The organism is Bacteroides sp. 11BF, assembly GCF_019633765.1.
In the GTDB taxonomy this organism is placed as follows: domain Bacteria; phylum Bacteroidota; class Bacteroidia; order Bacteroidales; family Bacteroidaceae; genus Bacteroides; species Bacteroides hominis.
Genome location: NZ_JAFKPJ010000003.1, coordinates 30,995 through 44,800 on the forward strand (window position 1 = coordinate 30,995; position 13,806 = coordinate 44,800).

The following is a 13,806-nucleotide window of genomic DNA, read 5'->3' on the forward strand; positions in this document are numbered from 1 at the left end:
GTTATTTCTTGAATCGGAGAGTTAAACTTACATATGCCATACGTCCCGGAGAAAGAAGTGCGTAGTTAACGCCATTGGGACGGGTATCACGTTTGTTGAAAATGTTGTCGAGACCCATGCCGAAGTCCAGTCCCAAGTGTTCGAATCCTGTCAGTGAATGTTTTACGTTCAGGTTCCATACCCCATAACCCGGAGCGTCACCATAGCTGTGTCCCGGATGGAAGCGTTTGCTCTGGAAACGTCCGTTGATGTTGATGTTCAGCAGATAGTCATCCCAGGAATGGCTGTAATTCCCCGCTACGGTTCCTGTATGGCGTACCGAGCGTTCGATGTTACCCCACACACCGTCCACACTTTTACCACGTGCATAAGCGAAAGCATAGTTTCCATTCAGGCTGAAGCCTGCACCGAGGTTGCTTGCTGCATTTATTTCAAAGCCACGGATAACACCCTTGTCGAGATTGCCGTAGAGTTTGTAATTGGAGAGCTTTTTGGCTTCGGCATCTGTCAGGTTGAAGTCTTTCTGAGCTTTTGCACGAAGTTCTTCACCATTGGGTAAGTCTTTGAGGGGAGTGGTGGTTGCGTTAATCATACCATTAATGTAATTCAGATAGCCCGTAACAGATACATTCAGATGGTTCGTGTTATATTCCAGATTGATGGAGTAGTAGTTACTGTGTTCTGCTTTCAGGTCTTTGTTACCTTGGGTAATGGTACTCCCCCCTGGCTTTACGAGATAATAATATAATTCATCCAAACCAGGAGCACGGTAACCGGTAGAGTATGTACCACGGATATTGAAAGCCCCCACGGAATACATCAGAGCTACTTTTGGAGTGAAACGTCCCCCGGCAAGTTCGTGATAATCGTAACGCACACCGGCAATACCTTTGAGGCAGTTCCATAATTTAATTTCGTGTTGTGCATAAGCAGAGGCCGTATAGATTGCTTTATCAACATTAGCACTGGGACGGTCCAGGCTTTCCGAACGGTAGTCTACTCCGAATACCGTCATGTTGTCTTTCGCAAAATTGAAGATACCTTTCAGTTCGGCATCATAGAAGTGCTGCCGTTTTGTTTTTGTATAATCACCAATTGCAATATTTTTTTTAGTGTCAGCAACCAGGTACTTGTAGTTCTGCATATAATTGTCGTTTATCAGGTCGAGTTGGATAGAAGACCGTTTATTGATTTTATAGCGTCCGCCTACACCGAAGTTATATGATTCGTAATGCAAGTCATATTTAGAACCTCCGTCGATACTTTTATCGTATACAGGGCGATCTGTTAATTTCCAGTAGTAACCTCCATTAGCATAGAAAGAGAGCTTCTCAGTCGGTTGGAAAGTGAACTTTTGATTTACTAAATTTGAGTGGAAGCCATTGGATGTAGGCGATACGGTGGGAATAGTTGATACTGCTCCTGTTTTACTATCTGTCACGTATGCTAAGTCACTGTTTCTCCACCCTGCGCTTTGTTCATGTTTGTAGGAGGTATACGAACCAAACTTTTCAGTAGCGATGTCCGCATTTACCATTTGTGTCAGTTGGCGATGATCTTCATATCGGGTGGTAGAAGTCACCTGCATCAGTTCTTTCGGTTCATTGGTGATGATGTTGATTACACCTGCAATGGCATCAGAACCATAAAGCGATGAACCTGCGCCGTCAAGCACCTCGATACGTTTCACGCGGCTCATGTCGATGCGCGAAAGGTCGATGTTATTGGATATGTCCCCTATCAGTTTTCGGCCATTAATTAAGATGAGTACATATTTGTTGGAGAGGCCGTTCATCATCAGGTAAGAACCCATTGAGTTGGTAGAGAATGAAAGGGAAGGAACGAGCATGGTCATTGCCTGCTGAAAGTCTGTGATACCGGCTTTCTTTATTTCGTTGGCAGTTACTACTTCCACCGGAGCCGGTGTGTTTTTCAGTCTTTGGTGTGTACCGGTACCTGTCACAACTACAGGGTTCAGGTCCACAGTCATCTCTTTGTCTTTGCCTGTTGCGTGTTGCTGTGCAAACGCACCCACCGCTGCACATCCTCCCAAGAGAATGGTCAGTAAGCATCTTTTGTCCATTGATGTTTTTGAATAATGTGTTAATAAACGGCCTTCCTGACCCCGGGACGGCACTGTTATCTATGTCTGCTCGGCAGGTTTCCTGACTATCCCTTTTTTAGAAAGCAACCTTCCCGCCTTGCCTTCCGGCATCGACAGTGGTATGTGTAGAAATGCTTTCCTTTCCTCCTTTGAACAGAATGCGGAGTATATGGGCATCACAGTAGCGGGCACTGTTCCGGATTCTCACCGGATTCCCTTTTATGCATCGAACGGAATGCTTCGACTGCATCACCTAAGCGGGGACAAAGATATACATTTATTAGTTTATATAGAAATAAATTAAAGAATATACTTATTTATAGGTATATCGGAGAAGTGAAGCCTTTTATATTGGGAAAGGCGGATGTCTTTCAGTCAAAAGGACGCGGTTTACTGCTTATTTGTAGCAGAAAGAAGGGATTTACTCTGTTTTTAAAACAAGGGAAGAATTCTATATGTGTGAAATAGAAAAGTAGTCCGCATAAATATGGCATTAGTATACGATATCCGGACTGTTTTGTGATTAAATATACTTTGGATGATCAGAGATGATCGATTTCTTGCCTTTAGGAAGTTAATATTGTCTTTATATGAAGTTAACATCGTATTCGGAGGAAGTTAACATTGCGTTCAGAGGAAGTTAACATTGTATCCGGGTGAGGTTAACACTCTAAAAAAAGGCACTAAAAGCTCTGTTTCTTATGCTGGTTGACTCCGTCTCGATGCTCGGCCGGATTAATCGTTTGGATTGTAATATCAGTTATTTATATTCTTTATGCTACAAAATGCAGTGGATATATTTTAATTTGCTTAGAAGATATGTTCACGAATGTTCTTTTGTTTTTGGAGAATTGTAAATACGGCGCTTTTTCCGGAGAAGCCTGGGACAGACTCCGAAAAATGTGCTACAAGCCACATAGAAAATACAAGATGACAGAATGTCAAAATGTCAATGATGGAAGATGCTGAATGGGATTGTATTTTACATTTCTTATTGATTATTCTTCCCCGCTCTGTTTTTTTCTTTATCTTTGTCCCGAATTGGTTTCGGATGAAGATTCTCGTCATTCGGATTAAAAGGGAATTGGGTGTAAGTCCCAAACAGTCCCGCTGCTGTGAAGCTCCGTTTATATATCTTGGAAACATCTTTTGCCACTGGTGTCGGATTTGAAACATCGGGAAGGCTTCAGGATAAGGAGTAAGTCAGAAGACCTGCCATTCATCAAAGGCTGTTTTTACTCGTGGGATTAGGAAAGCAGTACGAAAAAAGATTAACTTCAAAAAAGATGGAAAGGTGGTATGCCGATGAAAAAGGTATGTCCTCGTTGTGGTGTTGCTTTTGAGTGCCGGCATGACAATATAATGTTGTGTCATTGTGCAAGTGTGAAACTGGACGCATTCCAATACGCTTATATTAAAGAAAATTACACAGACTGTTTGTGTCATTCATGCTTGGAGGACATTGCACATAGCGTGAAGGACGACACATCTTCCGGAAAGCTAAGTATTGAACGAATCTAACTATATTATACTATGGAACTTTTAAGAAATCTTTTTGAAGGTTACCCCAACCTATGGGGTGGAGGAGTGGCACACTCCGTACTTATTTTGTCGCTTGTCATTGCATTTGGTATCATGTTGGCTAAAATAAAAGTGGCAGGTATTTCTTTGGGAGTCACCTGGATTTTATTTGTCGGCATTGTATTCGGGCATTTTAATTTGAACCTGGACGAGCACTTACTTCATTTTCTGAAGGAATTCGGACTGATTCTGTTTGTTTATTCCATTGGCTTACAAGTGGGACCGGGGTTCTTTTCCGCTTTCAAGAAAGGAGGTTTTACACTGAATGTATTGGCTATGACGGTTGTTTTCGCGGGAGTCATTATTACGGTTTCCATACATCTTATAACAGGTATACCTATAACGACCATGGTGGGCATCCTTTCAGGGGCGGTAACCAATACTCCCGGACTGGGTGCGGCTCAACAGGCAAATAGTGATTTGAATGGAATTGATGCCCCGGAGATCGCTTTGGGATATGCCGTGGCGTATCCGTTGGGAGTGGTAGGGTGTATTTTGTCTTTGCTGGGACTAAAATATCTTCTTCATATTAATACAAAACAAGAGGAAGCCCACGCAGAGCAGGGGTTGGGACATCTACAGGAACTAACTGTCCGGCCTGTTTCTCTGGAAGTCAGAAATGAAGCCTTGGAAGGGAAAAGAATCAAAGAAATACGTCCGTTGGTAAACCGCAATTTCGTTGTATCACGTATCCGTCACCATGACGGAAAGAAAGAGACGGAGCTGGTCAACTCTGATACGGTATTGCACCTGCAGGATAAAATATTGGTGATTGCCACTCCAATAGATATGGAGGCTATCACAGCTTTTTTTGGTAAACCGATTGATATGGAATGGGAGCAGTTGAATAAGGAGTTAGTGTCCCGCCGTATTTTGATAACTAAACCAGAATTGAACGGCAAAACACTTTCACAGCTAAAGATCCGCAATAATTTTGGTGCCAGTGTCACTCGTGTCAATCGTTCGGGAGTTGATTTAGTAGCCGCCCCGCAACTACAGTTACAAATGGGAGATCGTGTTACCATTGTGGGGAGTGAGTTGGCAGTAAGCCACGCTGAGAAAGTATTGGGTAATTCGATGAAACGGCTGAACCATCCCAATCTGATTCCTATTTTTCTGGGTATTGCTTTAGGATGTATTTTAGGTAGTCTTCCTTTTATGTTTCCCGGCATTCCTCAGCCTGTCAAGCTGGGATTAGCAGGAGGACCATTGATTGTATCCATCCTTATCAGCCGTTTTGGACCGCAGTATAAACTGATTACCTACACTACAATGAGTGCTAATCTGATGATTCGCGAAATCGGCATATCACTTTTTCTGGCTTGTGTGGGACTGGGAGCCGGCAGAGGGTTTGTAGAAACAATTATTTATGAGGGAGGCTATGTGTGGATTGGTTATGGCATCATTATCACTGTGCTTCCTCTGTTATTGGCAGGAATCATCGGACGTTGTGTCTTTAAGTTAAATTATTACACGTTGATCGGTGTGCTGGCCGGATCGACCACCAATCCGCCGGCATTGGCTTATTGCAATGACCTGACTTCGTGCGATGCGCCTGCGGTTGGTTATGCCACGGTTTATCCATTGACCATGTTCCTGCGGGTACTTACTGCACAGATCCTTATTTTGGCATTAGGTTAACTTTAGAAATAACAACATTACGCGGCGCGAAACAAGATTTGGATAAAATGAAAGGTTGCATCATGTCTCTCTTTCCTATCTTTTTTGTACTTTTGCGCCCGATTTTAAAAAGTGAGCATTATGACTACAAATGAATCTTTGATTTCCATATCCAAGTTCATTGCCGGATATTCGGCCCATCTGATGGGAGCAGGTGTGCACACCTCACGTGTCATCCGTAACTCGAAGCGTATCGGAGAAGCCTATGGGGTGGATGTGAAGTTGAGTGTTTTTCATAAAAACATTATCCTGACCATTATTGATAACGAAACGCGTGAGGCTTGTAACGAAGTAATTGATATTCCTGCCCATCCGATCAGTTTTGAACACAACTCTGAATTGAGTGCTTTGAGTTGGGAGGTTTATGACAAGCATCTGCCTTTACACGAGTTGGCGGACAAGTTCAATAAAATTATATCGGCACCGAAAATAGATCCGTTGTTTGTGCTTCTACTGGTTGGATTCGCCAATGCTTCATTCTGTAAGTTGTTTGGTGGTGATATCATTTCTATGAGCATTGTCTTTTCGGCTACTATCACGGGACTTTTCCTGAAGCAACAGATGCAGAAGAAGAAAATAAATCATTATATCATTTTTATTGTTTCCGCTTTTGTTGCGTCATTATGTGCGTCGACAGCACTTATTTTTGACACTACCTCTGAGATAGCCCTTGCAACCAGCGTGCTTTATCTGGTACCGGGCGTGCCGCTGATCAATGGTGTGATCGATATTGTAGAAGGATATATCCTCACGGGATTTGCCCGGTTGACGGAGGCTGCCCTGCTGATTGTCAGCATTGCGATAGGTCTTTCGTTTACATTGTTAATGGTTAAAAACAGTTTGATATGATAGCTTTAGATATTCTTTCCGATGGATTTTTTGCCGCAATTGCGGGTATTGGCTTTGGGGCTATATCCGATCCGCCGTTGCGGGCTTTCAAGATGATTGCGTTACTTGCGGCTGCCGGACATGCCTGCCGTTATTGCCTGATGACCTTTCTGGGGGTGGATATTGCTACGGCTTCTTTGTTCGGAGCATTGATTATCGGTTTCGGCAGCTTGTGGCTCGGGCAGAAAGTATATTGCCCGATGACCGTACTCTATATACCGGCATTGCTTCCGATGATTCCGGGTAAGTTTGCTTATAACATGGTGTTTTCACTGATTATGAGTCTGCAAACAATGAACGAGCCGGAGCGGCTGGGTAAATACATGGAGACATTCTTTGCCAACGGACTGGTGACTTGTACCGTTATCTTTATGTTGGCGGTGGGAGCCACTTTCCCCATGTTCCTGTTTCCTCACAAAGCATTTTCCCTGACGCGGCATTAATAAATTAATCTGTTTAATAAGAATCTATATTTTATGGAGATATTCTGGAAAACTATTGCGTATTATAATTCTGCTACCTGGATCTATCAGTTGCTGATCATTGTTGCCGGCTTGCTGCTGACAGTGATGCTAATAAAGAATCCCCGTCCATGGGTAAAGATGGGCATGAAACTGTATATGGTTTTTCTGTATTTGTGGATTGCCATCGCATACTATGCCATCTGTTGTGACGAGCGCAGCTATAACGGGGCATTGGCTATGTTTTGGATTGTTATGGCTACGATATGGGTGTGGGATGCCATCACCGGATATACCACTTTTGAGCGTACGCATAAATACGATATGCTTTCGTACGTGCTGTTGGCTTTGCCATTCGTATATCCTTTGGTGTCTGTCGCAAGGGGACTTGCTTTTCCCGGCATTACATCGCCGGTGATGCCTTGCTCGGTAACCGTTTTTACTATCGGTCTGCTTCTGTTATTCTCGCGCAAAGTGAATATGTTTCTGGTATTGTTCCTGTGCCATTGGTCTCTTATCGGTTTGTCGAAAACTTACTTCTTTAATATTCCGGAAGATTTTCTGCTGGCCAGTGCAACGATTCCCGCATTATACCTCTTTTTCCGGGAGTATTTCCTCAACAATCTGCATGCCGATACCAAGCCTAAAGCAAAATATATTAATTGGTTACTTATTCTTGTCTGCGTATCTATCGGGATTTTACTGACCACGACCATGTTTTTGGAACTGGTGCCGACCCAGCAGCCATAGCGCATTTTTACAGACAAAGATATACCCTTAGAGAGAAATATCCGTATCTTTGCAGGATAAAAACTGACAATATGGAGTGTAGGATGATTTCTCAGTTTCTGATAGCAGCCCCTTCTTCGGGCAGCGGAAAGACAACGGTCAGTCGCGGATTAATGGCATTATTGATAAAGAAAGGGTTGAAAGTACAACCTTTCAAGTGCGGGCCCGACTATATCGATACCAAATATCATACGGCAGTTTGCGGGCGTCCTTCCATTAACCTGGATACCTTTATGGCTTCGGCAGAGCATGTGGGGGAACTTTATGCCCGCTATGCTACAGGGGCCGATGCCTGTATTGTGGAGGGAATGATGGGCATGTATGACGGATATGACCGTGACCGGGGTTCTTCGGCCGAAATAGCCCGCTTGCTGAATTTACCCGTCGTATTGGTAGTCGATGCCAAGTCGGCGGCCTACTCGATGGCTCCTCTGCTTTCGGGCTTCCTTCATTTCCGTCCTGAGATAAGAATAGCGGGAGTTATCTTTAACCGTGTAGGGTCTCCCCGTCATTACGAAATGCTACAGGAAGTATGTAGCGAACTGGGTATTTCCTGTTTAGGATATTTGCCTAAGCGGGAGAATCTGGTGCAGGAATCCCGTTACTTGGGGCTGGACTTCAGCCGTTCGGGAGGGACGGATGCACTTGAGGAGTTGACCGCCTTAATGGAAACACACATCGACTATACCCGCCTGCTTGAAGAGACAATGCTTCCTGCCCCCATACCTTCTACTCCGGATACTTTCCGACAAGGAGATTTAAAAATATCCGTGGCATGCAGTGCAGAGTCTTTTTCTTTCATCTATCAGGAACATCTGGATATACTTCGCCGTTTGGGAACCGTTACCTTTTTCAATCCTGAACACAATCGTCCGTTGCCGAAAGGAACCGATCTGCTCTATCTTCCCGGAGGCTATCCGGAGAAATGTCATACTCGGCTGAGTCGGGCTTGGCGAAGAATGCAGTCTGTCCGTAACTATGCAGAGGCGGGCGGGCGCGTGCTTGCCGAATGCGGAGGGATGATTTACCTTTCTAAAGGTATCCTCTTCGACCGGCCGGAACATCCGGGGATTGCGACCGGACTGCAAACAGGGGTATTTCCTTTCTATATTTCAAGCCGTAAAGCCGACAGGCGTTTGACGTTGGGGTATCGGTCTTTCGATTATAACGGACAGCATCTTCGCGGCCACGAGTTCCACTATACGCAATTCGAACCGAAGACGGAAGAACTGCCGGAGTCTGTCACTCAGGTATACAATGCCAAGGGAATACCTGTCGGCACACCTGTGTTCCGATACAAAAACGTGATAGCCAGTTACACGCATCTATACTGGGGAGAGATTGATTTACTTAAATTATTTGAATAATGAAACGAATCTATACACGGACCGGCGACCGGGGAACAACCGGTATTCATGGTGGAGAACGGGTAGAAAAAGACGATATCCGGATTGAAGCAAACGGAACCATCGATGAATTGAATGCGGTGATCGGCATAATCCGTTCATTGCTTCCGCAAACACATGACTGGCAAAGGTTGCTGCATACCCTCCAGCGGGAGTTGATGGTGGTTATGAGTCATTTAGCGACTCCGTCGGCCATTCGCGACAAGAACCCGAACAGTCTATCACCCCATCTGGCAACCTTCTGTGAGCAGGAAATGGATGCGATGACGGCCGAGCTGAAAGAGAATGGTTACTTCCTGCTGCCCGGAGGCACACCGGTTTCTGCCCAATTGCAGTTTGCCCGCACAGTTGCCCGAAGAGCAGAACGCCGTCTTTGGACTTTGAACCGGCAAGATGCCGTCCCGGAAGAAATCCTGAGCTTTATCAACCGCTTGTCCGACCTGTTTTTTGTTATGGCACGCTATGACATGCAACAACAGGACTGGCCGGAAGAGCGCTGGCAGTCGTTCGCATATAAGAAAAAGAAAAAATAAGAAGCCTATCCCAAATTCTGTCAAAACAAAGCAAACATAATGATTAGCAAAACTCCTTTGGACAATGTAGCCAAACTGAATAAGATTTGTGCCGATGCACAAATCGGATGGTGGGAAGTGAACTTTAACACAGGACAATGCCTTATTGCGGAAACCCTGCTTAAGGCGCTGGAAGTCAGCAGTGAATTGTTGAGCATAGACGAATTAATGTCCACTGTACGCCGGGACTATCGCAAACGCATTACGGACGAATTCATGTCCATTCCCCAAAAAGGAGTATTCGAACAGACCTTTCCCGTATCTTCCAGCCACGGTAACATCTTCTGGATGCACTGCGCACTGAGCATGGAAGAGGAAAATGAAGAAGGACAGCTGATTGCTACCGGATATAGCCAACGGATAGAAAACCCGGAGACAGAAGGCTATCAGTGCGTATGGAGCCAACGTAGCGATAAGTTGTTTCACGATATATTCAACAACATTCCGGTCGGTCTCGAGCTATATAATAAGGAGGGCGTGTTGCTGGACTGCAATAACCGGAACCTCGAGATATTCGGAGTAACAGACAAGAACCGGATCATCGGCCTGAGCCTGTTTGAGAGCCCCAATGTGACTCAGGATATGCTTGAAAGCCTTCAAGCCGGCTGTCCCGGCAGTTTTCATTTGCATTATAACTTCGACGAAGAACGCAGGCTCTTCCGGTCGGAACGGAAGGGGATGGTCGATCTTGATGTGCGGAGCCTGATGCTCTATGATGCGGAAGGGAATCTGTCGAACTATCTGCTGATGAATATAGATAATACCGAACGCAATAATGCACTGAGCAAAGTGCATGACTTTGAGAACTTCTTCTCTATTATTTCCGACTATTCCAAGGTGGGATATGCGAAAATCAACCTGCTGAATCACACCGGATACGCTATCCGCCAGTGGTACAGGAATCTGGGTGAAAGCCATGACACGCCGCTGACGGATATTATCGGTGTGTTTTCGTACATGCACCCCGATGACCGGAAGTTGGTACTCGATTTCTATGAAAAGGCCAAAGCGGGTACGGAACGTTTCTTTGATGGTGATCTGCGTATCCGCCGGGCAGAGGGTTCGGACGAATGGAACTGGATACATAAATCTTCCATGGTGACTTCCTACCAGTCGCCCGATCCGAGACTGGAATTAGTAGAGGTGAACTATGACATAACGGTCCAGAAAGAAACAGAGGCAGAGCTCAGGGCAGCCCGCGATAAAGCGGAAGAGTCCAACCGGTTGAAGTCCGCTTTTCTGGCAAATATCAGCCATGAAATACGTACGCCGCTTAATGCCATTGTCGGCTTTTCCGACCTTCTGATGACAGTGGACGATCCGGCGGAGCAGGAAGAGTTCCGTCAGACCATACAGAAAAACAACGTATTGCTCCTGCAACTGTTCTCCGATATCATCGACCTTTCTAAGATCGATGCAGGTTCGTTTGAGTATATGCCGAAACCTGTTTATCTTTATCAGTTCTGTGCCATGATGCTACAGAAGATGAAGGACAGAGTACCCGAAGGAGTAGAGTTACGGATCGATGAAGACTCACCGCTCGATGCCTGGTTCAACGCCGACAGCGGATACTTGAACCAGGTGATTACCAATTTCGTGAGCAATGCGATTAAGTTTACGCACCGGGGCACTATCACCATCGGTTATCAGATCGATGCCGCCCGGCAGCTTGAAATGTTTGTAGAAGATACCGGCATCGGTATCTCTGCTGAGAATCAGACGGCAGTTTTCGACCGCTTTATGAAAGTAGACAGTTTCGTACAGGGTATGGGCCTCGGCCTTCCTTTGTGCAAGAGCATTATCGAAAAGATGGGCGGACGTATCGGCGTCACTTCCGAATTTGGGAAGGGCTCACGCTTCTGGTTTACGCTTCCAGTTTCTTCTTGTATACCCACACGCTAAGTCCGAAATAAACAACGACCTGTATCCATAAGGTAATGTATTCCGGTTGTATGTCTGCCATATCGGCCCCCATCGAGTTCAGCTTGACGAAGGCGAGAGTGGCGGGTGCGGCCGGGATGATGTAGTGCATCATACGCCAATACCAGGGCATCAGTTCCAACGGATAGGAGACTCCCGACAGGAAAATCAGTCCCACCGAGAAGAAAGCGATCATCAGCAGTGGGGCTTCCGAATCGGTGAAGAAACGCGAGGCGGCCAACCCGAAGAAAGAGGTTGCCATCAGGTAAGGCACCATCATGGCGGTGATGTACAGTCCGTTCCCAATGTTGGGGATACTGAAGAAGTGGGGTAACAGCCCGAGCAGGAACATGGAAAAGATCGCATAAAGCCCGCAATATACAAATGTTTTTCCCGCCACAAGGCGCGTTGCCGCTTCCCAAAGCCCGTTTTTACCGGTCGTCCTGAATCCCGGAAGTAACGGCTCTGTGGCACGGTGCTGATATTCGTCGCCCGTCAGCATACCGATGACCATCAGCAATGTCTGAAAGATAATGACCATCATGACAGCCGGAATCAGATAGGAGCCATACCCTTCGGTGTGGTTATAGAGTGCCGTGCCTGCTATGTTGACAGGTTTAGCCATCATTACGGCAAGCAGTCCCTGCGGAGGAAGGAATACGGCACCATCCATGCGGTGGGCATCATTGAGGGCAAGGTATACACGTGAAGTGGCTTCCTGCAACGCCTCGAAATAGAGAAAGGCATCTGTGGTGGCGTATAGCGAGAACACTGCTTCCCGTCCTTGAAAGACGCGGGTTTCGAAATCATGCGGAATATATAGAATGCCTTGCACTTTGCCTTCTTTCATCCATTCGCGGGCTTCCCGGTAGTCCATTGCCTGTGCATAGACGGCTACTTGCGGCGTGGCGTCCAGCCAACGGATATATTGGCGGCTAAGGCTGCTGTGCGAGTTGTCGACAACTGCTACGGGAGCGTCGGTCACGATGTTGGGAGCATACATATAATTATAGAGCAGCCCATAAACAAAGATACCTCCCATCAGCACCAACAGTACGGCATAACTGGTACTGATGGCACGGAATTCACGTGTGATGATGAAGGAAATCTGCGATAGTTTACCGGATATTTTCATATTTACGACTGATTATGGCTCGTCTGAGGTGAGGGAGCATCGCCAATGCCAATAGCGGGAAGATACAAAGTATCACTGCCGAAGGCCATAGGTGGATGAATCCGCCACCATAGTAGAGCATGGTTTGTGTAATCTCGGTGTAATGGCGCACGGGGAACAGATAGGAGGCGTCTCGCACCAACGGATACATGTTGAGTACCGGGAAGGTGACGCCGGACAAGGTAGCCCCCAGCGATCCGACCATGGATACGATACTGATGATGATTGCCACGGCAGGAAACAGGGAGAAGATGAACAGAGCCAGTGCCTGGGTGGCGATAATGAAAAGTACCGTCATTCCATTGAGTAGCAACCAGCTCCCTTGAAAAGGTATGTGCAGGATGCCGAACATGACAAAGTTGCCCAGTATGCCGATCAGGCTGAAAATAAGTGTATAAGGCAGCAACTTGCCGATAACGGCTATCGTGATGTCACCCCCGGCTGCCTGTAACCATTCGCCGGCCGTACGGAACTTGATCTCGCTCCCCACGGCATATACCGTGATAAGCAGTACCAGCACCTGGAAGAGTACGAAAAAGAAGGGCTGGCTCAGGTAGACTGAGTAGTCCAGCGATGGATTGTAAATCGGGTGATTGTTGGCTTGTACGGGGAGTAGGAAGGTTTCTATCTGCTGTTCGTTTACGCCCAGCGCCACGGCCTTCATCACGATAGGTGAGAGGGCTACGGGAGCAAGCGAGCTTTCGAAGGCGGCCATCAGCTCGCCTCCCACTGAGAGCAGTGCATAGTGATAATAATAATTCAGCGTAGCGTCCTGTCCCGATATCATATCTTGCTCAAAGCGTGGAGGAATGGAAAGGTAACCATATATTTCTTTCTGCTGTACCGCTTTGCGTGCTTCGGCTTCGTCGACGAAGTGACGAACCACCCGGAAGGTGGGTACGGCAGACATCCGCCGGGTAATATCCCTCGAGGTGGCCGTATTGTCCTGGTCGACAATGCCGATGGGGATGTTCTCCATCTGTCCGTTGCCGAATATGGTAGCCATGAAGAAAAGCGTGAATAGCGGAAGCACCAGGCAGACGCCGAAGTAAAGGCGCCGTGAGGTCATCCGTCGCCACTCACGTTGTACGACACGGGTGATAGGGGATTGTTGCATAATGATTGGTTTTTGAGTTTGATTCACCACAGAGGACACAGAGGGCACAGAGAAAATATATTTTTCTCTTTAATATTCTATAAACAGAAAATTTAAACTCTGTGCCCTCTGTGT

11 protein-coding genes and 2 riboswitches are annotated in these 13,806 nt (G+C 46.3%); of the genes, 8 read left to right on the forward strand and 3 right to left on the reverse strand.

The features are described from left to right. Position 1: 1 nt before the first annotated feature. Positions 2–2,083, reverse strand: a complete 2,082-nt coding sequence (locus tag JZY04_RS03480; RefSeq protein ID WP_181996317.1) for a TonB-dependent siderophore receptor — start codon at positions 2,081–2,083, stop codon at positions 2–4. A gap of 54 nt (positions 2,084–2,137) precedes the next feature. Next, a riboswitch (cobalamin riboswitch) is annotated at positions 2,138–2,376 on the reverse strand. Positions 2,377–3,129: 753 nt separating this feature from the next. After that, positions 3,130–3,339, forward strand: a riboswitch (cobalamin riboswitch). 64 nt (positions 3,340–3,403) lie between these two features. Here JZY04_RS03480 and JZY04_RS03485 point away from each other — a divergent pair. The 8 genes from JZY04_RS03485 (at position 3,404) to JZY04_RS03520 (ending at position 11,383) form a co-directional block, all read left to right on the forward strand. After that, positions 3,404–3,625 carry a cysteine-rich CWC family protein gene (locus tag JZY04_RS03485; protein ID WP_005777977.1) on the forward strand — a complete coding sequence of 74 codons (222 nt, stop codon included), beginning with the start codon at positions 3,404–3,406 and terminating at the stop codon, positions 3,623–3,625. Positions 3,626–3,637: 12 nt separating this feature from the next. Further along, a complete protein-coding gene (locus JZY04_RS03490) occupies positions 3,638–5,326 on the forward strand; it encodes a putative transporter (protein WP_005777975.1) in 1,689 nt (562 codons plus the stop codon). A gap of 120 nt (positions 5,327–5,446) precedes the next feature. Beyond that, positions 5,447–6,214, forward strand: coding sequence for a threonine/serine exporter ThrE family protein (locus JZY04_RS03495; RefSeq protein ID WP_005777974.1), 768 nt, complete (start codon positions 5,447–5,449; stop codon positions 6,212–6,214). Next, on the forward strand, positions 6,211–6,696 hold the full coding sequence (locus JZY04_RS03500) for a threonine/serine exporter family protein (RefSeq protein ID WP_005777972.1): 486 nt from the start codon (positions 6,211–6,213) through the stop codon (positions 6,694–6,696). The genes JZY04_RS03495 and JZY04_RS03500 overlap by 4 nt, the downstream gene beginning before the upstream one ends. Positions 6,697–6,729: 33 nt before the next feature. After that, the gene (locus JZY04_RS03505) at positions 6,730–7,464 is read left to right on the forward strand and encodes a DUF6064 family protein (protein ID WP_032531008.1); all 735 of its coding nucleotides are present in this window, start codon (positions 6,730–6,732) and stop codon (positions 7,462–7,464) included. A gap of 71 nt (positions 7,465–7,535) precedes the next feature. After that, complete coding sequence (locus JZY04_RS03510) at positions 7,536–8,870, forward strand: cobyrinate a,c-diamide synthase (protein ID WP_005777968.1); 1,335 nt, start codon at positions 7,536–7,538, stop codon at positions 8,868–8,870. After that, positions 8,870–9,442, forward strand: coding sequence for a cob(I)yrinic acid a,c-diamide adenosyltransferase (locus JZY04_RS03515; RefSeq protein ID WP_181996315.1), 573 nt, complete (start codon positions 8,870–8,872; stop codon positions 9,440–9,442). Before JZY04_RS03510 ends, JZY04_RS03515 begins: the two co-directional genes overlap by 1 nt. Positions 9,443–9,478: 36 nt before the next feature. Further along, entirely contained in the window at positions 9,479–11,383 is a 1,905-nt protein-coding gene (locus tag JZY04_RS03520; protein ID WP_122142155.1) for a PAS domain-containing sensor histidine kinase, read from the forward strand. On the opposite strand, the gene JZY04_RS03525 is transcribed toward JZY04_RS03520, so the two are convergent. Together JZY04_RS03525 and JZY04_RS03530 are read right to left on the reverse strand one after the other, a co-directional pair. Beyond that, complete coding sequence (locus tag JZY04_RS03525) at positions 11,346–12,536, reverse strand: ABC transporter permease (RefSeq protein WP_122142154.1); 1,191 nt, start codon at positions 12,534–12,536, stop codon at positions 11,346–11,348. The genes JZY04_RS03520 and JZY04_RS03525 overlap by 38 nt on opposite strands. Then, the gene (locus JZY04_RS03530) at positions 12,520–13,692 is read right to left on the reverse strand and encodes an ABC transporter permease (protein WP_005806333.1); all 1,173 of its coding nucleotides are present in this window, start codon (positions 13,690–13,692) and stop codon (positions 12,520–12,522) included. Before JZY04_RS03530 ends, JZY04_RS03525 begins: the two co-directional genes overlap by 17 nt. Positions 13,693–13,806 lie beyond the last annotated feature (114 nt).